Origin of the sequence: Bacteroides sp. D1 (assembly GCF_000157095.2) — a bacterium.
Classification (GTDB): Bacteria; Bacteroidota; Bacteroidia; order Bacteroidales; family Bacteroidaceae; genus Bacteroides; species Bacteroides xylanisolvens.
In genome coordinates this window covers 587,669-611,976 of record NZ_JH114343.1, presented here as the reverse complement: position 1 = coordinate 611,976, position 24,308 = coordinate 587,669, and the positions used below count along the sequence as shown (strand labels likewise).

Sequence of the window (24,308 nt, the reverse complement as noted above, 5' to 3'; positions counted from 1 at the left end):
TGAGTATCAATATTTTTTCTTCGATGCTTCTTTCACATATTCCAGTTCCGTAATAATCGGTAAATGGTCTGACAAAAGCGACTGGACAGTTTGCGTACTAATCACGCGCCATCCTTTTTGCGGGTAAGCAAACAAGTAATCTATCTTAATCACAGGTTTCCATGCCGGCATTCCAAAATCATCGTTACTCGCAGCAAACCAGCTATCCATACCACGTATTGCCTCGGAGTAATGACGCGCATTGAAATCGCCTCCCAAAATTACAGGATATTTATAATTCTTGAAATGACCGGTAATGAATTTTATTTGCTCCGCCCTTGTTTCTTGAGAGTTGACGTCCAGATGCGTAGAGGTAAAAACAATGGTATCATTACCCATTTCGAATAATCCCTCCAGCATGGCCCGTCTCTCATGCTCTTTGACCGGATGGGGCAGCATTATCTTTTGAACAGAAATATATGGATATTTACTTAACATCCCAATACCGTAATAACCGGTAGAATAGTCAATCGTTTTTCCGTAAAGCCCAAACATCCCTGTATGATAGGCAAGTTCGGATATAAAATCCTTCCCCTTCTGATGCGGGGTACGCTTACGGTCTGTTTTGCTATCCACTTCCTGAAGCGCCACAAAATCAGGTTTGAAGGATTTGATGTGATGAGCAAGTTCCTCTAAAGATGCCAGTTCGCCAAATCTTAAATTATAGGTCATTACCCGCACCCGTAGAGTATCTTGCGCATAGGCAACGCCCAAAGTCAGGCATAAAAACAATAATAAATATTTCTTCATTGAATACATAGTTTCTATTTTTTAATGATTACTTCTCCCAGCCCGGATTTTGTCCTAACAGAGGGTTCTTCTGACGCTCGGGATTAGGCACGGGCCACAAATAATGTTTCGTTGCGTCGAAGTAGCGTGCTCCGCCTTCTGCGGTAGACTTTTCGTAGATAACATCACCAAACTCATCTACTCCGGTATCGGGATATGGGTTGGCGCCCAAATCATTCATACAAACTTTCAGGCTGGGACCGGTGATGGCACGTCCAAAGCGAAGTTCGCCTTCACGCCAGCGCATCACATCGGCGTATCTTGTTCCTTCACCTGCCAACTCAATGCGACGTTCTCTTCTCAATTCGGTTTCGAGATCCATCCCCCATGCGCTAAGCTCGTCAAGGTTCATACGATGCATATTCACACGATCTCTAAGCCTGTTGATGGAGTAATCAATCTGTGTTTGTGTCAGTTTCTTGCCTTGTAGTTCGAAAGTGGCTTCGGCATAAATCAGCAAGATTTCGGCAAAGCGGATGACATTGAGATTCCCATGCCCACCCACACTTGAGCCGGCCAAATCAATATCGTTATACTTTTTCAGATAGAAACCTGTACGGCTATTTGCCCCCACACGATTATTATCTTGCAATGAAGCAAAACGAGGCAGATTAAATATCTCGTTGGCCTTATCTGTATCAGGGTCACCGTCATCTCCTCCCGGCCATTTGTCACCCGGAGCATATAAAGTCATCTTCATTCTAGGATCTCTGTTCTGGAAGTAATCCACATAATGCTCTTCAGGCGACTTGTATAACGATGAGGTCTGCACACCGGTCTTTTTATAATATTCCAATCCGGTTTTTGCCGGTTTACCGTCTGTACACAGATAAGCATCCACTAATGACTTCGTTGGATTGAGGCGTATATAGTCTGTCGGACTGCAAGTTTCATTGGGTAGACTTTGTGTACGGATTTCAGGTACAAAAAGGCTATATACGATGGCTTCGATATTTTTCGGATCATTCTCGACATCCCCTTCGTGATGAAATAGTTTTTCGTATTCATACAGCCCATAGGGACTGTTTTCGATGATATATTCACTCGTTTTTGCAGCCAGTTCCCATCTTTCGTTTTGCAAGGCAATACGTGCCAATATGGCTAAAGCGCCCCAGCGGTCAAGCCTTCCCAGTTTATCGCCCGTATACCTTTCTTCAGGCATGCGCTCTGCCGCCCATTTCAAATCCTCGACGAGCTGGTCGATGACTTTCTCTCTGGGAGTACGTTCGATATATGCATCTTCGGGCTGGATGACTTCTCCTACCCAAGGTACATCACCCCAAAACACCGTGAGGTAAAAGTACATAAGCGCCCGGATGGTTTTTACTTCTGCGGCATAAACGTCCTTCTTATTTTGAGCTACCTGCGCTTTATTATAGTTGTCCAGAAAATTATTGCAGCGATAAATATAGCTATACGCTCCTGTCCAATAGGTAGTGAAGGGGAAGCCGTCAGTATAAGAGTGCTTGCCTCCCGAAACCTTACTTAGTCCACTAGTAATATTCCCCCACATAACAGTTTCGGCCGTCGATTCGCTCCAATTCACGAGATAGTCTTTTTGTAAAGCTTCGTAACAGGGAGGCAAGGCATTTTTAAGCTGATCTTCATTCACCCAGAATGTCACATTGTCCGGCTCGTTAGGGTTCGTTCTATCCAGAAAATCGCTACATGAGGTAACTATACCAAATAAAGCAATGATTAAAAAGTATTTTGAGTATTTCATCTTTATAGTCGTTTAATAGGTTAGAATGTTATTGATAATCCAAAAACATAGGTTTTTACTTGCGGATAGACATCTCCGCTGGTGGTCCTCACTTCAGGGTCATAAGCTCCGAAGTAATCGGTTTTAGTAAACAAGTTATCTGCCGAAGCATATACTCTAAGACTATTAATGCCAAGAGGTGCCACCATCCGGGCAGGAAAACGATAACCTATCTGAATATTCTTCAGGCGCAAGTACGATGCATCCTCTTTCCAGTAATCACTGAAGAGCCTGTTGTGCTCCTGCGACTGATAAAGTCTGGGATAAGAAGCATTTGGATTCATAGGCGTCCATCTGTCAAGATGCTCTTTTTTAGGGATTGAGTAGTCATTGATAAACGCATGTCGAGCCTCATCCTCAAGGTAACCGGCAACTTTGCCTACGCCTTGCAAATAGAAACTGAAATCAATGCCTTTCCATTCCAAACCACCCTTGATTGCATAGGTGTAATGGGGCTCTTTCTCGCCAAACACCACTTTGTCGTAGTCATCAATTACCCCGTCGGGAGCGCCGTCAGGACCACTGATGTCCCGATACTTAATATCTCCGGGCTGTACAATGCCGTTTTGTGATGCAACAAGAGGAAATTTTGGTTTCTGGTACTTACCTGTAGTTGTATTCACCGATTCGAAGTCATACACTTGCGCCAGCCCATCAGTCAGATAACCATAGAAAGCACCTATCGGATCACCTACCCGACGATACGAACCGGAAGCCGTACTGGTCAGCGACTCCGGAGTTCCACCCAAATCGGTAATCTTATTACGGGCGTCCGACAGATTGAACCCGAGATTGTAATTTACACTTCCGATCTTATCACGCCATGACAGATTAAGCTCCCATCCTTTGACATCAATCTTACCAAGATTGACATAACCTACGTTACTACTGGAAACCCCGACAATAGCCGGAACATCGGGACGAACCAATGCATCAATATTTTCTTTCTTATACCAATCAAAGTCCACATTCAGTCTATTGTTCAAAAAACTAAGGTCTACCCCGAAATTAAGCATGCGGATGGTTTCCCACTTGATGTCGGGATTACCGATTTTGTTTTGCCAAAGTCCCATAACAGGTGTATTAGAAGCTCCGATAGGATAAGACTCTTCGGTTATGATAGGTGACAAGTAGGGGTAGTAATTACCGGGAATGTTTTGATTTCCCAACTCACCCCAGGAAGCACGCAGCTTACCCGAACTCAATACCGAAGTAGCGAACTCCATGAATTTTTCACGTGAAAAGTTCCATCCTGCCGAGAACGATGGAAAATATCCCCAGCGATTGCCCTTGGCAAATCTTGAAGTTCCGTCGGCACGCAGGTTAGCTTCAAACAGGTATTTACCGTCAAAAGCATAGTTGACACGACCAAAGTAAGAACGTAAAGCCCACTCATCTTTTGTTCCGCTATTCATAAAATTAATCATTCCGGCACTAATAACGTGAATATCCTCAACCATCACATTATCACGCGTAGCACCCAGTGTGCTTCTGTTTTCCCACTCTTGCGAAAATCCCAACAATGCTCCCAACTCGTGGCGTCCTATGGTTTTATTAAAGTTCAGGGTGAATTGCAGCGTTTGGGTCATAACGTCAAGATGGCTTTGTGAGATATAGTCCTTGGCATCTTCATTTGCTTTCAACGGGCTACCGTCCGAGTAATAAGACAACATCTTCGGGTTAAACTCATCCACTTGGCGAGTATATATATTAGCAGAGTACTGCATACCTACGTTCAGTCCGTCTATAATTTTGAGATCTGCATTGAAAATACCATTGAGCACACGTGTTTTCCGTTCTTCCATTCCCGACTCATAGGCTACCTGCAAGGGATTACGTACCGAACCGTACGACCAGTTCTCACTATCTACCATCCGGCCATTCTCGTCAGGAATTTGCCACATGACGGGAAGTAACGGAGACATACGCTGTGATAGGCGGAATACTCCTGATGTGCCGCTATAACCTAAGTCCTTTTTATAGAAATCGACATAGCTCATCTGTCCGGTCAGTTTCAGACGATCATACACCTCCGTGTTTACACTGATACGCGCATTATGTCTTTTTGAACTATATCCGTCACCTACAACCAGTCCATCCTGATCCAGGAAACCATACGACATAAAAAATCCGGTTTTCTCACTTCCCCCCCGTGCGCTCACATTATGCCCCGTCTGAAAAGCCCGGCTTTTGTATATTTCGTCAATCCAGTCAGTATTGGAATATTCGTTGGGATACAGTCCCGAATCATATTTATCGAACGCCTCTTGTGTATAGGGCTTGGAAAATCCGGCAGCACTCATGGCTTCATTGGAGAGTTCCATGTATTCCCTTCCGTTAACAAGTTCGGGCAATGCTGTGGGAGTCTGAAATCCGGCATATCCGTTATATTGGAATACTACACGTTCTTTCTTTTCTCCCTTTTTAGTCGTTACAAGAATAACACCGTTAGCGGCACGTGCTCCATAAATAGCTGATGAGGCGGCATCTTTCAGTACGGATACGCTTTCGATGTCCGAAGGATTCAATAAGTTAATGTCTCCCCCAGCTACTCCATCAATCAAGATCAAAGGTGCTGTACTACTGTTAATAGTTCCCGTACCACGAATGTTGATACTGGGCACAGCACCCGGCTGCCCCGAAGAAGAAACGATACTAACTCCAGGCAACAGTCCTTGCAGCCCCGTAGTTACGTTAGTTATAGGCCTGTTCTCAATAGCCTCCGCTTTAACCATAGATACAGCACCTGTTACATTCACTTTCTTTTGCACGCCATAGCCTACAACTACTACATCTTCCAGGCTGACAGCATCTTCTTTCATCACCACGTTTACTGTCGTTGCTTTCGCTATGACGCTTTCTTCACGATAGCCGACGTATGAGTACCGAAGTGTACTTCCATAAGGTACCTTGATGGAATACTGACCATTGATATCGGTGATTGTACCTGTAGTCGATCCCTTTACCGATACGGTGGCTCCGATGATCGGTTCCGTATTCTCGTCAGTAACTTTACCTTTCACATACAGTTCCTTTTTCTCTCCTTGCGAATCAACAGGTTCAGTTTTATTTTGATATTCTTTATTATAAAATAAAATACTGTCATCCAGGAAACGGAACCCAATGTTAGTCCCTTTTAGCAAAAGAGTTAGCGCTTTGTTTACCTCTGTGTCTTTTACCTCCAATGACACTTTCCTACTCGTATCCACAAATTCTTTGCTATAGGCTACATGCATTGAAGCCTTCTCTGCTATCTGACTGATAGCCTCTTTAAGAGGAAGCTCTTTGATACTAACCGATATTTTTTGCTGTTGTGCATAAACAAAAGCAGTGACAAATATGCACATTAGGGTTACAATACACCTTCTGCCGGTGGATGAAAAAGGAGAATCTTTTTCCATAATATTAGTCTTTAAAGTTAATAGTTCAATATCTATTAGCTAATACACAAGAGGCATTAAAAAGTATTACGGCAAATAAGTTAATGAATATTAATTCGGGAAATATAGGAGAACTTGCCGGAAATCAATCCATACTTGATAAAAAAGAAAGAAAACACTTCAAAGATATCGTTTTTAAAAGAAAATATAAAGGGGGGATATCGTATTTTCTCATTTAATGCATAAATTAGTGTCTTTACCTGAAATAATTAATACCTTTGAGTGCATGAATTAATTCATTTGACTATAGTGTTTCTTTCGTTAGAGTATAGTCAAATAAAAGAAGTACTATAGTCAACATTTTAAATGACTATAGTCAAACGAATAAAATCATGTAGCCGGAGACAATATTTACTGAATAACTAAAAACAAAATAAGATATGAGTGTTTATTATGATCTTTATGCCAGTGGCAACCCACAAAAAAAGGATGAGCAGCAACCACTTCACGCACGAGTGATTCCATCAGGAACTCTTGATGCTAAGAAGTTTATAGAATTAGTATCTAAAAGCAACGGCTTCAGTCAGGCTACCATTGAAGGATGCTTGCAAGCAGTCACCGATGAGTTACAACATTGGTTGAAACAAGGCTGGATTGTGGAAGTCGGAGAATTAGGTTATTTCTCCTTATCGCTGAAATGCGACCATCCGGTAATGGAGAAGAAAGAAATCCGCTCTCCTTCCATCCACCTGAATAAAGTAAACCTGCGCATCAACAAAAAATTCCGTGAGAACATGGAGCCATTACCGTTGGAACGCATGGAATCACCTTACCGAAGCAATGGCAATCCCGATGAAGACAAATGCCTTAGCATCCTTATGCAACATCTGGATGAACAAGGTTGCATCACTTGTGTCGATTTCACGAGACTAGCCGGCATAAGCCGATACAAGGCAACTATACTGTTAAATACCTATTTAGAAGAGGGAATTATACGAAAATATGGTGGAGGTAAGACGGTGGTATATTTAAAGAAATAGAAAAACAAAGAAAATAGGATAGTCTGTTCCAATATGAAAGTTCTTCAAGTATTTACACCCTTCATGAAATCAGATGATAGTTCACTGGAGTATCATAGCCTATGGCAAAACAAGGACGTGTTTCCGACTGAATACCAAGATAACGAAAACACTTGTAGACAAAGTTGTCACTAACGGTGGCTCGAAGCTCATTACGTATGAAAGCTACCACCCAACGGTATCCATGGGTAGAATGTTCCGAGTGCATCTGCTCAACGAACTCCACCATCGTTTCCCTATTAAGGTCACGCGTAGAGGGATCACGACGCTTCCATTTATAGTAACCTGCACGGCTTACGCCCATCATGGCGCAAATATCCGTTATTGCAAAATCTCTTGACAGCATGTCGACTATTTTGAATTCTTCGTTTTTAAACAAACATACTCCGTTTGCCCAACCTCGTTCGTCCGCACCGCATAATTTTTTTTAGACGTTCATTCTCTATACACAAGCGTAAGATTTCTCGTTTATAGAATTCCTCCGTGCGGTCAATACCCTCAGGAAGTACATCCTTTATCTCTGCGTCAGCACGTACCAAAGCTTCAAGACCGCCCTCATCGTACTGTTTGAGCCATTTTCTGAAGACTGTGTCGGAGATGTCGTTAACTGTACAGCACTTCAACGGATTCTGCAAGAAATATCTGGGCGATATGCCGGGCAACCTGTGGAAAGCGATGGATGAACGAAAGAAAAAGAAAAAACGGATAAAAGGAACGTGAGTTCGTGACGCTCCGGTGAAAGCGGAAACGGACGGGGTGATCGTCGTCTACAGTCAAGGGATTGCAGATATACTGCTAGATAACGGGCTGGCGGTGAGAAGGTACGTCCCAACTGTTTTGAGGCACTGTATCATATACCAATACCGGGCCTTGAGGTCTTTTGCCTTTTGCATCAGAATAACATTGTGTGACCAGCTTAGTTATTTAACCGACAATGTCATGAAAACTAACTGCAAATGCAAAACAGGTTGTTGCGTATTTGTAAGTTGTTGACTATATTCATTATAGAACTGAACTATCACCTGACAGTTTCTTACGGAGAAGCCTTTGATAAGAGGCGTTCTGTCTTTGGTGGCGAGTTCGGTAACCTGTTCGTCGGCAAGTTGTTTGTCGCCCTTGTCGCGGAAGACGGTAAGCCTACAATCCACGTTGCTACATTTGGTACCTTCGGGTAGAAAAATACTTTTTCTTGAGTAATAAATAAAGCAGCAGCCTACTCTCCTAATTTTATTCCATTGTTAGTTATACTTTTTAATTCTCTCTCCAGTTACAGTACAGCTTCCTTAACAATGTTTGCTGCTTGTGACTCAATACACGGTCTAAAGTTCCCTGAATACCGCTATCTTTATCATATATAGCATCATCTTGCAAATATGATGTTAATCCCTCAATCAGAACTATCGGTACAACATATTCTCTAACTACTTCGTCATTATTAAGTTCCACGACCAACATCTGATTCACTTTATTGAGAGCTTCAACAGCTACAGGATTAATATCTTCTAAAAATACAGCAGACGAATTATTCCGGAATAATATAGTAAAGTTTGAATTATCGCAAATAAAACATGGTTTTCTAGGTCTTCCATTCCGGGATCTGATTAAAAGACATAGTTCTCCTGCGGCATTTTGCAATATATTAAATTCGTTCTCGGCCACATTATCTTCACAATTAACATTTCTTGGATCAGCTCTATTGTTTCTACTATTCTGCAAGACACTTTTTAAAAATTCAATATCAAAATCACCTAAATCTTCTCTCAACAATTTATAAGCTCTTTCTTTATCCAGTTCCTTTTGAAGCCGGGGAATATTATTCAACACACTTTCTTTTAAAATATCGAATGATAGAGCTGGCTCTGGGATTCCATCAATATGATGTTTCTTATTAATATAGTAAGTAAGTTCCGGAGACATCTTTACTTCCTCTATCCTAAAAGGAATGATAACTTTCTCCTGGTTGAAAGCTATATCTATTTCACTTTCTACATGGGAAGAGCAGTTAGAATAACTCGAAAAGATAAAAAGCACGATCTGTGATTCGGTTATCGCTTCAATTATTTCCCGTGCATATGACTTACCACCATATACATTCCTGGGAGCAATCCAACAAGTTAGACCGGCTGCTTCTAACATGGCACATACATCAAATGCAACCCCACTGTCTTTACTGGAATAAGATATAAAAACGTCGTATTTCATAATGTCTATATGTTAATAATATCAGGATAATTAACTCTTAACTAATAATGATAAAGTGCCAGGTAACTATTTTTCCAATTTTAATGAGAAAATGCTCTGGGCTATTTCTGCCAAGACGCTATCGGGAACTATAGTCCGGTCCACTTCCTCTAATTTCTCATTCAATAATCGGAAATCATGAACCTCCTCATACTCATCAAAACGATCTCCCATTTTTTCCTTCATTATTTCAACTACTAAAGCACTCGCCCGTTGTGATACACATAATTCTTCAAAAGCTTTCAAATATGCCAGTGAATCGTTCTTCTCCATTATTTCAAGGGTGTCTATCTTAGCACTATAATCACCATGAGAATTAGTTCCTGTCGCTTCTATATATAGATATTTCTTATCTTTATCAGTATTAGAAGAAACACCGATACAACAGGAAAAAATGACCATTGATATAGCACTTACTATAATAATCTTTCTCATATTATTAAATTTCGGGGGGGTAACCTCGTGTTAGTTCTGTTTTATTGTTGCTAAAGGTAAGCATTATTCTTTTATAATGAACTATTCAGGTGAGATATTTATTCAATAACACTAACCGATGGAAAATAGGATGGTTTAGGGTGGTGCATTGACGAAGCCAAGACCATACTCTGCTTACCTATCACACGATTCCAATTTTCAATCAATGCTGTTGCAGAATAATGAAAAATGAACCGCAGCCCTAACCTATCATTGATCTTATATTAAGCCTTTTAGAAAAAACAAGCAAAAAGTATCTATTTATAGATGCGGCTGCGATGATGTAAATATTAAGAAACGTATAAGCAGCTATATAACAGTCTATTGTCTCAATATTAATTATTTTATTAACGCACTTCTTCAAAATCGCTTGCACAGCAAATTCCGATACCATATCTTTGCAACGTGATCACAAAATAATAACTAGATTTACTAACGATTAAAACTATTAAAAATTATGGCACTGAAATATGTAGTCAAGAAAACAACCTTTGGCTTTGATAAGGAAAAAGCTGAAAAATATGTAGCAAGACCATTCAACGTGGTTACTGTTGATTTTAAAATGCTATGTGACCAGGTAACAAAAGTAGGGTTCGTTCCACGCGGTACTGTAAAATCAGTACTCGACGGATTGATAGATTCGCTGATAACCTATATGGAAATCGGGGCTTCGGTAAGCCTTGGAGAATTCGGAACATTTCGTCCTTCATTCGGATGCAAAAGTCAGGATGATGAAAAAGAAGTGACTACGGATACTTTAAAGAACCGTAAAATAATTTTCACTCCAGGTAGCATGTTTAAAGGCATGATAAAGTCAGTAAGCATCCAGAAATTGGATAGTTCTAAAAGCAACAATTCCGGCACACCTGACAATGGAAATGGAGGCAGTGGAGAAGGTGGAAACGAAGGTGGTGGTGAAGCACCGGATCCGGCAGCATAAGAAACCGCATCAATGATTAATATTTAAAGACAAATCCGGCTTAAGCTCATTTAAGCCGGATTTGTTAATTTCTCAAATAACTTGTTTTTCTCACAGAAATTCCCGATTATTGCAACCTAATACTAATCGAAAGGGCTTCATGAAAAGAGTCGATTCCGTTATTTCCTTAATATATTCACTATCGAAATCTGAAAAGAAACACTTCTCTTTGCAAGTCGTCAAAGATAAGGAGGAGAAAGACTATCTGGTTATTTATGATATTATCACAAAGAGCAAACAGCCCAATGGAAATGCAGTGAAAGAAGAATTTTATAAGCGCAGACCTAAAGGTTCTTTCGAAGTATCCATTCAATATTTATATGAGAAACTGGTAGATACGCTACTCACATTAAGAAAGAAGAAAGACATCTACTATGATTTGCTAAACGATCTATGCAAAGCCCGTATGCTTTATGAACGCTCTCTGTTCGAAGAGTGTTTCGAGATTTTATCCAATACAATAGAGCAAGCACAATTTTATGAGAATAACGAAATTCTGACGATTGCCCTGAAACAGGAACTGGAATATCTGCTACGGCTGAATTTCCCTAACATGACAGAACAGGAACTCTTTCACAAGCATTTTATTCAGAATGAATCTTTAAAGAAAATCCGAAAGATAACGGAGCAATCCTCACTACACAATTTACTGAAATATCGTCTCTCTCATATCGGGGCGATACGGACTTCAAAACAGAAACAGGATATGAATGACCTCATGGTCAACGAACTTTATATAGCCGCTTCTTCAGATGCGGAGGGGAATTTTGAATTGACACGAAACCATAAACTTTTCCAAGCAAACTATTTAATGGGAGCGGGAGATTACAGAGCCGCCCTAAACTCATACAAGGAACTGAATTCTTTGTTTGAACAGAACCAACAGTTTTGGTCGAATCCACCCATTTATTATTTGTCAGTGCTCGAAGGAGTGCTCGGAAGTTTACGTTCAGTGGGCAACTACAACGAAATGCCGTACTTCCTGGAAAAATTAAAAAGACTGATAGCTGAAGATTCTTCTCTTGAATTTAAAGTAAATGCCACCTGCCTGCTCTTTCAGTACGAACTGTTCCCTTATTTGGACAAAGGAGATTTCTTAGACTGTACAGAGATCATGAATCGTTACCAGGAGACGCTCTACGACAAAGAAGCCTGGCTAAGTCCTATACGCAAAAGTGAACTATTACTTTATACAACGATTGTGCATATTGGTAATCAGAACTATAAAGCAGCCAAAAAATATATAAGTAACGCCATTGTCGACCATAATATTAAATACCTCCCACTGATGAGAACCATTCGTCTGGTTCGCCTCATCGCTTATTACGAAACACAAGAATACGAACTGATCCGGCACGAATCACGTTCCATTACCCGAAGTCTTTCTTCACCGAAAGAACAGACATTTAAGACTGAACGAATTATTCTATGGTTCCTGAATAAAAGGAACCTCCCTATCCTGCGCAAAGATCGGGAAGCCTTTTGGGAAAAGCTATCTCCGGAAATCCAGGAGCTATATAATGATAAATACGAGAACCAGCTTTTACGCATCTTTGATTTCACAGCATGGATGGAATCGAAAATCCGGAAAGAAAAGCTTTCCGAGGTGTTGAGAATACACACAAATGCTAAAGAACCCTAAAAAGGAAGGTTGTTGCATCCTTTCCCTATCATAAAAAAGCATCTTTCAAGTTCACTTTTTCTATTTGTAATTATATAAACATACTTTATATATTCATTCTATACATCCTTATTATCAAGGAGAATTAGCTTCATTATGTTATCTTTGAATTTATATAAATCAATTATTAATGTAGAAAACGATGCATTATTATTCCTTTCATTTGCATTATCCTAATTTTAAATACCATGGAAACTATATCTATTCATAAACCCAAAGTAGTAGTAATTGGAAGTTGCAACACCGACATGGTTGTAAAAGCCAACAGACTACCGGTACCGGGAGAAACCGTTCTGGGCGGAACATTTTATATGAATCCCGGCGGCAAGGGAGCCAATCAAGCAATTGCGGCATCCCGATTAGGAGCCGAGGTCACTTTCATTTCCAAAATCGGGTATGACTTGTTCGGTTTACAGGCATTGGAAATATATAAATCGGAAAAAATTAATACAGAATTTATCTTCACTGATCAGAAAAGTCCATCAGGAGTGGCACTTATCTCTGTCGATTCTTTCGGAGAAAACAGTATTATTGTTGCACCGGGTGCAAGCCGTTCCCTTTCCATTGAAGATATCAACAAAGCCGAAGAAAAAATCAAGGAAGCTGATATTATACTCATGCAGCTTGAAGTTCCAATAGAAACTGCAGAGTTTGCAGCTACTATCGCCAATAAGTACAACAAAAAGGTAATACTCAATCCTGCGCCTGCATCTACCTTGAGTGATACATTTCTTAGAAACATACACACCATACTTCCTAACCGAATTGAAGCCGAAATGTTGTCCGGAATTAAAGTCATAGATATAGAAAGCGCCCACCGGGCCGCCAAAACAATAGGAGATAAAGGCATAGAAAATGTCGTCATCACATTAGGTAAAGATGGTGCCTATGTAAAGGAGAAAGATAAATATGCAATGATTCCTGCCAAACAAGTAGAGACTATCGACACTACCGGAGCTGGAGATGTATTCTGCGGTGCATTTAGTGTTTGTCTATCCGAAAAGCATTCACTGACAGAAGCTGTCGAGTTTGCCAACGCAGCGGCAGCAATTGCCGTTACCCGTATCGGTGCACAGAGTGCTATTCCTTATAAAATGGAAGTTACTTTATAAAAAAATAAAAGACCTAGGTTAAATATAAATCTGATTCACATGAAAGTAGTAGTTATTGGAAGCTCAAACATCGACATGGTTGCTCAAGTCAACCATTTACCGGCACCCGGCGAAACTGTCGGTGATGCCTCTTTTATGCAATCTCTTGGAGGAAAAGGTGCAAACCAGGCCGTGGCTGCAGCACGGCTGGGAGGTTCGGTCACCTTTGTCACTTCCCTTGGGAATGATATGTATGCCGATATACTCAAAAAGAATTTTGAAAAAGAGGGAATCACTACGGATTATATTATCAATGACACCCAGCATCCTACAGGAACAGCATTAATCTTCGTAGCAGATAGTGGAGAAAATTGTATAGCCGTAGCCCCGGGGGCAAACTATTCTTTATCTCCCGAATCAATCAATCATTTTTCCAAAGTAATTGATGAGACGGAAATAGTAGTAATGCAAGCGGAGATTCCTTACAATACGATTAAGAGTATTGCACTATTAGCACAACAAAAAGGTAAAAAGGTTTTGTTTAATCCTGCACCTGCCTGTCTGATTGATGCAGAGTTGATGAAAGCTATCGACATTCTGGTAGTCAACGAAGTAGAAGCAGCTTTTGTTTCAGGTATCAAACATACAGGGGATAACCTAGAAAAGATAGCCGAAGCTCTGATTGCGGCAGGTACACAAAATGTTGTGATAACACTAGGAAGCCATGGCGTATATATGAAAAATGCTCATACAAGCGTCCGGCTTCCCAGTTACCAAGTGAATGCCATTGACACAATTGCGGCCGGCGATACATTCTGCGGCGCATTGGCTGTCATGTGTGCTCAAAAGGAGATAAATATAGAAGCCATCAATTTTGCGAATGCAGCGGCCGCAATTGCCGTTACCCGCTCGGGTGCTCAACCATCTATCCCTACTCTCGAAGAAGTGAACCACTTCATCATAGAAAACGAATTACCTTATCGCTCAACTTCTAAATTTAATGAACATGAAAACCTACTCGAACCGACGATTTATTCTATCAGGTAGAAATCTTCAGTTAGTAACTGACAGTATAAGACATAAACTTATACTGTTATTAAGCTGCCTATTCATTTTCTCTATGAATGTGTATGCTCAAAACTCTGTATCTGGTACCGTTAGAGACGGTAACGGAGAACCTTTGTTAGGAGTTTCCGTCATCGTTAAACATGGGAAAACGACTACCGGAACTGTCACAGACCTCAACGGTCACTATCAGGTAAAAGCAAATCCGAGTGATACTATTGAATTCAGTTTCATCGGATTCAAATCAGTAATAGTACCTGCCAACCAAAAAGTGATCAATGTAACCCTGCATGACGACAACCAATTGCTGGACGAAGTGGTCGTTGTTGGTTACGGTACCCAGAAAAAGGTGAACCTGACAGGAGCAGTCAGCCAGGTCACAGCCGAGGTGCTGGAAAACAGGTCTACATCATCTGTTACACAAATGTTACAAGGAGCTATGCCTAACGTTAATATTCAGGTAAACACGGGAAGTCCCGGAGCAGGCGGAACAATCTCCATTCGTGGAATGGGTTCTGTGAATTCCAGTTCGCCTCTTATTCTGGTAGATGGTATTCCTGGTAGCATAGACCAACTAAATCCGAATGATATTGAATCTATCTCCGTACTCAAGGATGCTTCTTCGGCAGCCATCTATGGTGCACGGGCTGCTTTTGGTGTCGTTTTAGTCACTACTAAAAAAGCTAAATCCGGCAAAGCCAAAATTTCTTACGACGGTTATTTTTCATGGTCAAAACCGACCGTCTCCACCGATTTCGTCACTTCCGGCTATGAACACGCCTATATTTATGATACATCATACATGGGACAGAAAGGGTTCATGGGAGCTGCTACCGGATATACAGAGGAAGATTATAAAGAATTGGAAGCACGCCGATATGATACTACAGAAAATCCGGATCGCCCATGGGTAGTCACCACTACAGAAAGTAATGGCAGACAAAAATACAATTACTATGCCAACTTTGATTGGTGGAACTGGATGTATAAAGAAAGAATGCCGTCGCAATCTCACAACGTAAGTATCTCTGGTGGTACAGACAAGATTCAATATTACGTATCCGCAAATTTCTATTCGAAAGATGGTATGATGAAGCGCGTTGATGAGAAATATACACAATATACCCTGACTTCCAAATTTAATGCGGAAATAAAACCATGGTTGAAAATCGGAAACCAGACAAACTATTTTGATAGTTCGCACACATATCCGGGTGAGAACGCAGCCAATGCAGCTTTTGCCAGAACCATGATTAACTGCGCACCTTATTATGTACCTATCGGGCCAGATGGCAACTACACCGGCTTAATGAAAAACGGTAAAGTTCTCAATGAAGGACGTGTGGCAGATATTTATGGAGGTGTATCTAAAGGAAATGTAGGAAAAAGACGCTTTCGGAATACATTCTCTGTTGAAATCACTCCGATCAAGAATTTATCTGTAAATGCAGATTACACATTTGGTTTCACTATGGATGATAATTGGAAGCGTCAGGGATTAGTATATATTTCTAACGGATATGCCAACGAGACACAGCTGAGTACTACTTCCACTCATAAAAAAGACTATATACAGAAATCAATGTCTTATGATCCGTCTCACGTATTCAACGTATATGCTACCTATGGTAATACTTTTGCAAAAGCACATCATGTATCAGCTACAGTAGGTATGAACTATGAGAAACAACAAAACCATGATCTACTCGGTTATCGCACAGATGTATTGTCCGAAACACTGAACGACTTGAATTTGGCAACAGGAACAGGAGCTTCAGACCTCAAAGCCACAGGAGGCGCATCTGCTTACGAATTGTTCGGCCTTTTCTTTAGAGCCAATTATAATTATAAAGAACGTTACTTACTAGAAGTCAACGGAAGATATGATGGTTCTTCCAGATTCCTTTCAGGAAATAGATATGGTTTCTTCCCCTCCGTATCGGCCGGATGGAGAATCAGCGAGGAACAATTTATGAAAGGATTGAATATCTTCGATAACCTGAAAGTTAGAGCTTCTTATGGTGTTCTGGGAAATCAGTTGGGAGTAAGTATGTATCCATATTCTACCATTACCCAGAAACAGTCTTCTTATATTGTTGGTAATTCGCTTGCCTATTATCTAACGACTCCCGCTCCTGTAGCAGGCGATTATACCTGGGAAAAGGTAGGTACCCTCAACATGGGTATAGATATCAGTGTATTGGACAACCGACTTAACTTCAGTGGGGATTACTTTATCCGAAAAACTTCTGATATGTTTGTCGACGGAGTGACTCTTCCTGCTGTTTACGGTGCAAACCCTCCCCGCCAAAACGCCGGAGAAATGAAAACAAAAGGATATGAAATCACTGTAACCTGGCGTGATAATTTCAAACTGGCCGGGAGATCACTGAATTATGAAATTTTCGGTTCTATAGGTGACGCAACCTCCGAAATCACTAAATACCAAGGAAATGACACGAACATTCTGACAGATTATTATGTAGGAAAGAAAATCGGTGAAATCTGGGGTTACAGAACTGGCGGATTATTCCAATCAGATGAAGAAGCTACGGAATGGACTAGCAAGATAGACCAGTCGGCAGTAAACAGAGACATTTTGAAAAGTCAGGGTAAATGGTCTGTTGCCCGTGGTGGAGATGTAAAATACCTCGATAAGGACGGGAATAACATTATTAACAATGGAGCAAACACACTTGAGGATCATGGTGACCTCGAAGTTATCGGTAACGAAACACCGCGCTACAACTATGGTTTCGGAGCAAACATAAATTGGTATGGATTCGATTTCTCCATCTCATTCCAGGGTATTGGCCAAAGAGACTTGTATCCGAACAAAGAAATGGAAAAATTCTGGGGCTCATGGGGACGTGTCAACAGTGCTTTTCTTCCGAAAGGCATGGCCGAACAAGCATGGTCGGAAGAGAATAAAGGTGCATACTTTCCTCGTCTCGAACGTGGTAGTGCTGCATACAATGATAACGGACAAATGCAAGTTGTTAATGACAGATATTTACAGAACCTGGCATACTTACGTCTGAAAAATCTCTCGATAGGTTATACATTACCAACCAAACTTACAACAAAAGCTGGAATCGAACGACTAAGAATCTATTTTGCTGGTGAAAATCTATGTTATTGGTCACCGTTCAAGACAGACTATATAGATCCCGAACAAGCCATGTCTGCCAACGACGCACGTATCTATCCGTTCTCTAAAACGGTATCTGTCGGTGTAAATCTGACGTTCTAATTTTTTCAACGCTAAACATCTATAAGTATGAAAACAACAACGATACTAAAGAAAGCCTTTTTGATAAGTTCACTATCGCTTTCATTTTGCGCCTGTGATTTAAACCAGTTACCGCAAGATCAAATGACTCCGGAAAACTCTCTAAAAAATGAAACAGAGCTAAAATTATACATCAATGGACTTCTGCCCATGTTGTCAGGAGCATCCAATGTGGATAATGGAGCCAGTGTAGCCGCCGGAAGAATGATGGAAAAGACTGACGACGTAATATGGCCTACACTCCCTGACTATATGATCGGTAAACGGAGTTCCACACAATCAGCCGGAAGCTGGGATTGGGATAATCTGCGAAAGATTAATATCTTCTTGAAATATTCGGTGAACTGTCCGGACGAGACTGTACGTGAGAAGTATAACGCAATGGCATACTATTTGAGAGCGCAATTCTACTACGACAAACTGAAAACGTTTGGTGGAGTCCCCTGGTATGATACTGTGCTCGAAGATAACAGTCCGGAACTGTACAAGCCACGTGATTCCCGTGAAATGATTGCAGATAAAATCCTGGAAGACTTGGATAAGGCGATCAAGAACGGGGTGGAAGCCAAAAGCTTGAATGAAATAACCAAATGGACAGCATTGGCCTTAAAGAGCCGTTTTTGCTTATTCGAAGGTACATTCAGAAAATACCATAACATAGAAGGATCGGAGAAATTCCTAAAAGAATGCGTATCAGCTTCTGAAGCATTAATGACTTCAGGTAAATACACTATTGACAAAGGGGAGGGAACGGATGTTGCTTACCGGGATTTATTTGCACAACCTGCAACCAATAACGCCAGTGATGTAGAAGTAATCACTGCTTATGCCTACAGTATTTCACTAGGGGTAAAACATAACACTAATTATTCGATCATCAATGCCAGTGGTAACCAAATTGGACTAAGTAAAGCATTTATGGATTCTTATCTAATGAATGATGGTACCCGTTTCACCGACCAACCGGGTTATGCAACGATGATTTTTGGTGAGGAGTTCGAAAACAGAGATCCACGTATGTTCCAAACAGTCAGGTGTCCCGGCTATGCACGTATCGGCAAGACACATGATGTGAATAGATTATATGAGGCTATGATAATCTCTACCACCGGATATATGCCAATTAAGTACATACAATCCGGCGATTATGATAAGCAGACCAGTAATGAAAATGATATCATCCTGTATCGCTATGCCGAGGTCCTACTGAACTATGCTGAAGCAAAGGCAGAACTGGGCACACTACTCCAAACAGACTTGGAACAAAGTATAAAATTAATACGTGACCGTGTTGGAATGCCGAACATGGACATGGCAGCAGCAAATGCTAATCCAGATCCGGTACTGTCCGCACAATATCCGTTGGTAAACGGTAGCAATAAGGGAGTTATCCTCGAAATACGGAGAGAGCGTAGAGTTGAAATGGTTATGGAAAACTTACGTTATGATGATATCATTCGTTGGAAAGCCGGCCATTTGTTTACCGAGCAATTCAAAGGAGTTTATTTTTCAACAGTTACTGCGCCTTCAACCAAGTATGATTTGGACAAGCCTGCATACACAGCCAGAAACGCTAACTTCTATATTTATATAGGTGAACGTCCCAGTAATCTTACAGAAAAAAACTCAATCGGACTAAATGTAGGCATCTTCCTCAGCAATGGAGATTCCGGTAACAAAGTTGTCAATACAGATAAAGTAAAAACCTGGAATGAAGACCGTGATTACTTAGCACCATTGCCAAGCTCTGCCCTTGTTATCAATCCGAATCTAAAACAGAATCCGTATTGGGACAGCCCTTCCAATTAACTAATCTATCATAAAATAGCATATAAATGAAACGACGTGATTTTATAAGAAATGCAGGTTTAGCATTGTCCACAGCATTTATACCTAATATAGCATTCCCCTCTTTCCTAAGAGGGGGTGCTTCTCCAAGCAGTGCACTATACAATGGCATTACACTACCCGACGTTTGGCCACCAAGAAATATTAGCATGAATTATGATCCCATGCCTTTACCTTATCTGACCAACCGCCCGGAAATCGTTCCTATCGATCTGGGAAGACAGCTCTTTGTCGACAATTTCCTGATTGAACAAACAGATATGGAACGCAGATCATACACACCGCGCAAAATGAGTTTTAATCCCGTATTGAAACCCGAAACAGAACTGGAACAAGGGACATATGGTATTCCCGGAGCCAGTGCCAAAGATGGTGGAGTATGGTGGGATCCCAAAGATAATATTTTTAAAATGTGGTATGAAGCCGGTTGGTTACATAGAATGGCTTACGCTACAAGTAAAGACGGAATACATTGGGAACGTCCAAATCTGGATGTAGTAGCGGGAACCAACCAGATTGTACCAGAAATTGTAGCAGACTCTTCCACGGTTTGGCTGGATCATTTTACTAAGAATCCGGAAGAACGTTTTAAAATGTTCCTACGTTCTCCGAATTCCATACCCGGCTCTACGGAACGTTTCAACTATGGGTTTAGTATGGTTTCTCCAGATGGGATTCATTGGGGAAAGCCAGTCAAAACCGGGCCATGTGGAGACCGAAGTACGATGTTCTACAATCCTTTCCGCCAAAAATGGGTATACAGTCTTCGGAATCCGGAGAACATAAACCGGGTTCCTATCGGACGATTCCGTTATTACCACGAGCATCCAAACTTTCTGGAGGGGGCAAAATGGACAAAAGAAGACCTTATCTTCTGGCTAGGAGCCGATTACCTGGATGACCCAGATCCATATATTGGCGATAAGGCACAATTATACAATCTATCAGCAGTTCCTTACGAAAGTATCATGCTATCATTACCCCAGATACACCTGGGACCATCTAATGAGAGATGTAGAGAAGCCGGAGTTCCTAAAATAACCGAACTGAAAGTGGCTTACAGTCGCGATGGTTTCTATTGGGACCGTACCGACCGGCATACTTTTATCCCGGCCGAACGGAAAGCAGGCTCATGGGACAGAGGATATGTACAATCTGTGGGTGGACTATGCACCATCGTAGGAGATCAGCTTTGGTTTTACTACATAGGCTTCGAAGGGAACAAGAAAAAGAAAAGCACTGTCTATGAGAAAAATGGGATGCATGCCAATGGAAGCACCGGTGTAGCAGTGTTGCGCAGAGATGGTTTTGTATCTTACTCCGCCCAAAAGGAGAAAGGAACACTAGTGACACGTCCTGTTACATTTACTGGGGAATACCTGTTTGTAAACGTAAACTGTCCAAATGGAGAACTAAAGGTCGAGGTATTGGATGCAGACAATAAAGTCATTCAGGGATTCTCTGCCAATGACTGTAAACCGTTGACAGTAGACAGTACGATTGCGCAAATTAGGTGGAAAAATAAAAAAGACCTGTCTACCTTAAAAAGCCAATCGGTCCGATTCAAATTCTATCTCACCAATGGAGATTTGTATTCATTCTGGGTAAGTCCCGATACGGAAGGTGCCAGCAACGGATATAATGCAGCAGGAGGACCGGGGTTCAGCGGTGGTATAGACAAAGAAGGGATGAGGGCTTACAAAAAGGCACAAGATTTCCCCAACTTATTAGAAAGATGTTAAGATAATAATCAGTAATAATATAAAGAATGATGAATAAAGATTTATTTGAAGGTGTGATAACCCCAATGGTTACCCCCCTTATCGACAGAGAAAACATAGATTTCAAAGGCTTGGAAAAATTGCTGGATCATCTGATTAATGGCGGAGTCAGCGGTGTGTTTCTCATGGGTACTACAGGCGAAGGAACAAGTATTTCTCCCCGGATGAGAAAAGATTTAATTAAATATTCGATAGAATACGTAAAGGGACGTGTTCCAGTATTTGTCAGTATTGCCGACTGCTGTATCGAAGAAAGCCTGAATATGGCTCGTTACGCAAAAGAATGTGGGGTTACTTATTTAGTATCCGCACTTCCGTTCTATCTAGGGTTGACACAGAAAGAAATTATCGACTATTATACCACTATTGCCGATAATGTACCTCTGCCTTTGTTCTTATATAACATCCCGGCACAAACTAAATTAATGATTTCCGTTGAAGCAGTCAAGACATTGGCTAAGCATCCGAACATCATCGGCATGAAAGACAGTTCCGGTAATGGTACTTACTTCAACACACTACTCGCAGAAATAAAAGCAGAATATCCCAATTTCACCATTCTCGTAGGGCCGGATGAAATGCTGGCTTCTACCATGGCAATGGGTGGCAATGGTGGCGTGAACTCCGGTTCTAATCTGTTTCCAGAACTATACGTCAACTTATTCAAAGCCTGCAAAGCGAAAGATACAGAAAGAATACTTAAACTACAGAAACTGGTAATGAAGGTTTCCACCGGAGTTTATTCCGTAGATAAGTCAAGTGTATCCTTTCTCAAAGGTCTGAAAGCAGCATTGTTTACAGAAGGCTTGATAACCGACTATATCTGCGAACCTTTGCAAAAAGTGAATAATGCCGATCTGGAAACAATCAGAAAGAATGTAACAGAATTGAAACAACAAATCATTCAAGTATTATGAGAACAAACAACCAATTAATCACTCTACTAATGATTATTACCATGACTTGTTCCTGTGAAAACATTAAAAAGAATAATAGCATTGCCACATCCGCAGCCGACCCCACAGAAATAGATTGGAGATACGGTTGGACAGTAGCTGCCAGTCCGATACTCGATATGGATGCTCTGAAAAAGCACCAGGCCCAATACCCGGAAAGATGGAAAGCCACATTCGAGTATCTGAAGAATACAGATCTAGGCAGGCTGTCTCCCGGTGAACACGAAATCATAGGACGTGAAGTATATGCTATTGTCAGCGAATATACCCCTAAAGAAGCAACAGAATGCAACTTTGAAGCACATCGCAAATATATCGACTTCCAATATCTGATTAGCGGAAAAGAGAAGATGGGGGTAACAACACTGGACAAAGTGGTCCCTATTTGTGAATATGACGAAGAAAAGGATATTGTCTTCTTCAAACCCGATGCATCGGCTATATATGAAGTGGCAACACCCGATCTTTTCTATGTTTTCTTCCCTAAGGATCCACATCGTCCCAGCATAAAAGACGAAAATGGGGTGACTGTGAAGAAAATAGTCATTAAAATCAAAATGTAAATATGCTGAAAGATAAGAAATATTATCCATGGATGGTAGTAGGGATGCTCGTCGTAGTGTCTCTACTCAACTATTTAGATAGACAGATGCTGGCTACGATGCGTCCATTTATCATGGTGGACATCAAAGAGCTGGAGTCTATCACCAATTTCGGGCGGTTGATGGCTATATTCCTTTGGATATATGCCATTATGAGCCCTATATCGGGAATGATTGCAGACCGTTTGAACCGTAAATGGCTAATTGTCATCAGCTTGTTCGTGTGGTCTACTGTCACTCTTATGATGGGATACGTTGATGACATCAGCCACTTGTATATATTAAGAGCTTTAATGGGTGTCAGCGAAGCATTTTATATTCCTGCCGCTCTGTCTCTCACAGCCGATTATCACCAAGGGAAAACAAGGTCAATCGCCATTGGTGTACTGACCTCGGGGATTTATCTGGGACAAGCTATCGGTGGCTTCGGAGCAACAGTAGCCGCACATACTTCTTGGCAATTTACCTTTCATTCTTTTGGTATGATAGGTATTATTTATAGCCTGGTACTCATCGCATTGCTGCATGAGAAAAAAACATATACAGTACAAACCGAACAAAAGAAAAGCATTAAGGAAAATCTTTCCATGACCTTCAAGGGACTGGCTGTATTGTTCAGCAATATCGCCTTCTGGGTAATGCTATATTATTTTGCCGCACTTAATCTTCCCGGATGGACTACCAAAAACTGGCTTCCGACCATGGTTTCCGACACATTAAATATGGATATGGAATTCGCAGGGCCACTTTCTACCACCACCCTTGCCCTTTCTTCATTTGTCGGTGTATTTCTTGGTGGCTTTATCTCCGACAAGTGGGTGCAAAAGAATATCAAAGGAAGGGTTTACACCAGTGCCACAGGACTATCCCTGATCGTTCCTGCTCTTTTGCTAATGGTTTATGGAAATAACATTGTGTTTATTGTAGCAGGAGCTATACTCTTTGGACTTGGCTTCGGAATGTATGATACCAATAATATGCCAATTCTTTGCCAGTTTATCCCTTCACGCTACCGCGCCACTGGTTACGGTCTCATGAATTTTGTCGGAATTGCTGCCGGAGCCATCATTACCAATGAATTGGGTAAAGCATTCGAAGCTAATTATAAAGATCTTGTCTTTTTGATAATGATCTTCTCTGTATGTCTGTCCATATTCCTGCAGTTGAAAGTGCTGAACCCTAAAACTACAGATATGACAGACGAATTAATGACCGAATCAAAGAATAAATAGAAACATAAACTGAACGA

General features: G+C 41.1%; 18 protein-coding genes and 1 pseudogene. 12 read left to right on the top strand and 7 right to left on the bottom strand.

Features of this window, described 5'->3' with window-relative positions; genetic code table 11:
* Positions 1 to 6: 6 nt before the first annotated feature.
* From BSAG_RS08770 to BSAG_RS08780, 3 genes are read right to left on the bottom strand one after another with little or no spacing between them, the layout of a single operon-like run.
* Positions 7 to 798 (bottom strand): endonuclease/exonuclease/phosphatase family protein, encoded by a 792-nt coding sequence (locus BSAG_RS08770; protein ID WP_004310723.1) that lies wholly within the window; start codon positions 796 to 798, stop codon positions 7 to 9.
* A gap of 19 nt (positions 799 to 817) precedes the next feature.
* Positions 818 to 2,551, bottom strand: a complete 1,734-nt coding sequence (locus tag BSAG_RS08775; RefSeq protein ID WP_004317477.1) for a RagB/SusD family nutrient uptake outer membrane protein — start codon at positions 2,549 to 2,551, stop codon at positions 818 to 820.
* 20 nt (positions 2,552 to 2,571) lie between these two features.
* Positions 2,572 to 5,991, bottom strand: coding sequence for a TonB-dependent receptor (locus tag BSAG_RS08780; RefSeq protein WP_008016612.1), 3,420 nt, complete (start codon positions 5,989 to 5,991; stop codon positions 2,572 to 2,574).
* 419 nt (positions 5,992 to 6,410) lie between these two features.
* Between BSAG_RS08780 and BSAG_RS08785 the strand changes: the two genes are divergently transcribed.
* Positions 6,411 to 7,010, top strand: coding sequence for a DsbA family protein (locus tag BSAG_RS08785; RefSeq protein WP_004317472.1), 600 nt, complete (start codon positions 6,411 to 6,413; stop codon positions 7,008 to 7,010).
* Between the two features lie 61 nt (positions 7,011 to 7,071).
* Here BSAG_RS08785 and BSAG_RS08790 read toward each other — a convergent pair whose 3' ends face one another.
* Positions 7,072 to 7,395, bottom strand: coding sequence for a hypothetical protein (locus BSAG_RS08790; RefSeq protein ID WP_229128454.1), 324 nt, complete (start codon positions 7,393 to 7,395; stop codon positions 7,072 to 7,074).
* A 251-nt stretch (positions 7,396 to 7,646) separates the two neighbouring features.
* Between BSAG_RS08790 and BSAG_RS25955 the strand changes: the two genes are divergently transcribed.
* On the top strand, positions 7,647 to 7,769 hold the full coding sequence (locus BSAG_RS25955) for a hypothetical protein (RefSeq protein ID WP_255344333.1): 123 nt from the start codon (positions 7,647 to 7,649) through the stop codon (positions 7,767 to 7,769).
* Between the two features lie 308 nt (positions 7,770 to 8,077).
* On the opposite strand, the pseudogene BSAG_RS26190 reads toward BSAG_RS25955, so the two are convergent.
* From BSAG_RS26190 to BSAG_RS08805, 3 genes and pseudogenes are all read right to left on the bottom strand, one after another.
* A pseudogene (locus BSAG_RS26190) lies at positions 8,078 to 8,221 on the bottom strand (topoisomerase C-terminal repeat-containing protein); the annotation flags it as partial.
* Positions 8,222 to 8,300: 79 nt separating this feature from the next.
* Positions 8,301 to 9,251 (bottom strand): toll/interleukin-1 receptor domain-containing protein, encoded by a 951-nt coding sequence (locus BSAG_RS08800; protein WP_004317470.1) that lies wholly within the window; start codon positions 9,249 to 9,251, stop codon positions 8,301 to 8,303.
* Between the two features lie 66 nt (positions 9,252 to 9,317).
* Entirely contained in the window at positions 9,318 to 9,725 is a 408-nt protein-coding gene (locus BSAG_RS08805; protein WP_008770576.1) for a hypothetical protein, read from the bottom strand.
* 496 nt (positions 9,726 to 10,221) lie between these two features.
* On the opposite strand from BSAG_RS08805, the gene BSAG_RS08810 reads away from it, so the two are divergent.
* From BSAG_RS08810 to BSAG_RS08850, 10 genes are all read left to right on the top strand, one after another.
* Positions 10,222 to 10,704 (top strand): DsbA family protein, encoded by a 483-nt coding sequence (locus BSAG_RS08810; protein ID WP_004317468.1) that lies wholly within the window; start codon positions 10,222 to 10,224, stop codon positions 10,702 to 10,704.
* 139 nt (positions 10,705 to 10,843) lie between these two features.
* On the top strand, positions 10,844 to 12,385 hold the full coding sequence (locus BSAG_RS08815) for a hypothetical protein (RefSeq protein ID WP_008016618.1): 1,542 nt from the start codon (positions 10,844 to 10,846) through the stop codon (positions 12,383 to 12,385).
* 227 nt (positions 12,386 to 12,612) lie between these two features.
* On the top strand, positions 12,613 to 13,536 hold the full coding sequence (rbsK, locus tag BSAG_RS08820; RefSeq protein ID WP_004315648.1) for a ribokinase: 924 nt from the start codon (positions 12,613 to 12,615) through the stop codon (positions 13,534 to 13,536).
* Between the two features lie 39 nt (positions 13,537 to 13,575).
* A complete protein-coding gene (rbsK, locus tag BSAG_RS08825) occupies positions 13,576 to 14,562 on the top strand; it encodes a ribokinase (RefSeq protein WP_004315649.1) in 987 nt (328 codons plus the stop codon).
* A 73-nt stretch (positions 14,563 to 14,635) separates the two neighbouring features.
* Positions 14,636 to 17,833 carry a SusC/RagA family TonB-linked outer membrane protein gene (locus tag BSAG_RS08830; RefSeq protein WP_115484414.1) on the top strand — a complete coding sequence of 1,066 codons (3,198 nt, stop codon included), beginning with the start codon at positions 14,636 to 14,638 and terminating at the stop codon, positions 17,831 to 17,833.
* A gap of 27 nt (positions 17,834 to 17,860) precedes the next feature.
* Positions 17,861 to 19,681: a RagB/SusD family nutrient uptake outer membrane protein gene (locus tag BSAG_RS08835; RefSeq protein ID WP_008016622.1), complete on the top strand. Its 1,821-nt coding sequence runs from the start codon at positions 17,861 to 17,863 to the stop codon at positions 19,679 to 19,681.
* 26 nt (positions 19,682 to 19,707) lie between these two features.
* The gene (locus BSAG_RS08840; protein WP_008770574.1) at positions 19,708 to 21,462 is read left to right on the top strand and encodes a glycosyl hydrolase family 32; all 1,755 of its coding nucleotides are present in this window, start codon (positions 19,708 to 19,710) and stop codon (positions 21,460 to 21,462) included.
* Between the two features lie 26 nt (positions 21,463 to 21,488).
* On the top strand, positions 21,489 to 22,418 hold the full coding sequence (locus BSAG_RS08845; protein ID WP_008770573.1) for a dihydrodipicolinate synthase family protein: 930 nt from the start codon (positions 21,489 to 21,491) through the stop codon (positions 22,416 to 22,418).
* Positions 22,415 to 23,020, top strand: a complete 606-nt coding sequence (locus tag BSAG_RS0223280) for a YhcH/YjgK/YiaL family protein (RefSeq protein WP_229128455.1) — start codon at positions 22,415 to 22,417, stop codon at positions 23,018 to 23,020. Before BSAG_RS08845 ends, BSAG_RS0223280 begins: the two co-directional genes overlap by 4 nt.
* A 2-nt stretch (positions 23,021 to 23,022) precedes the next feature.
* Complete coding sequence (locus BSAG_RS08850) at positions 23,023 to 24,291, top strand: MFS transporter (RefSeq protein WP_004315655.1); 1,269 nt, start codon at positions 23,023 to 23,025, stop codon at positions 24,289 to 24,291.
* The last annotated feature ends 17 nt before the right edge of the window (positions 24,292 to 24,308 follow it).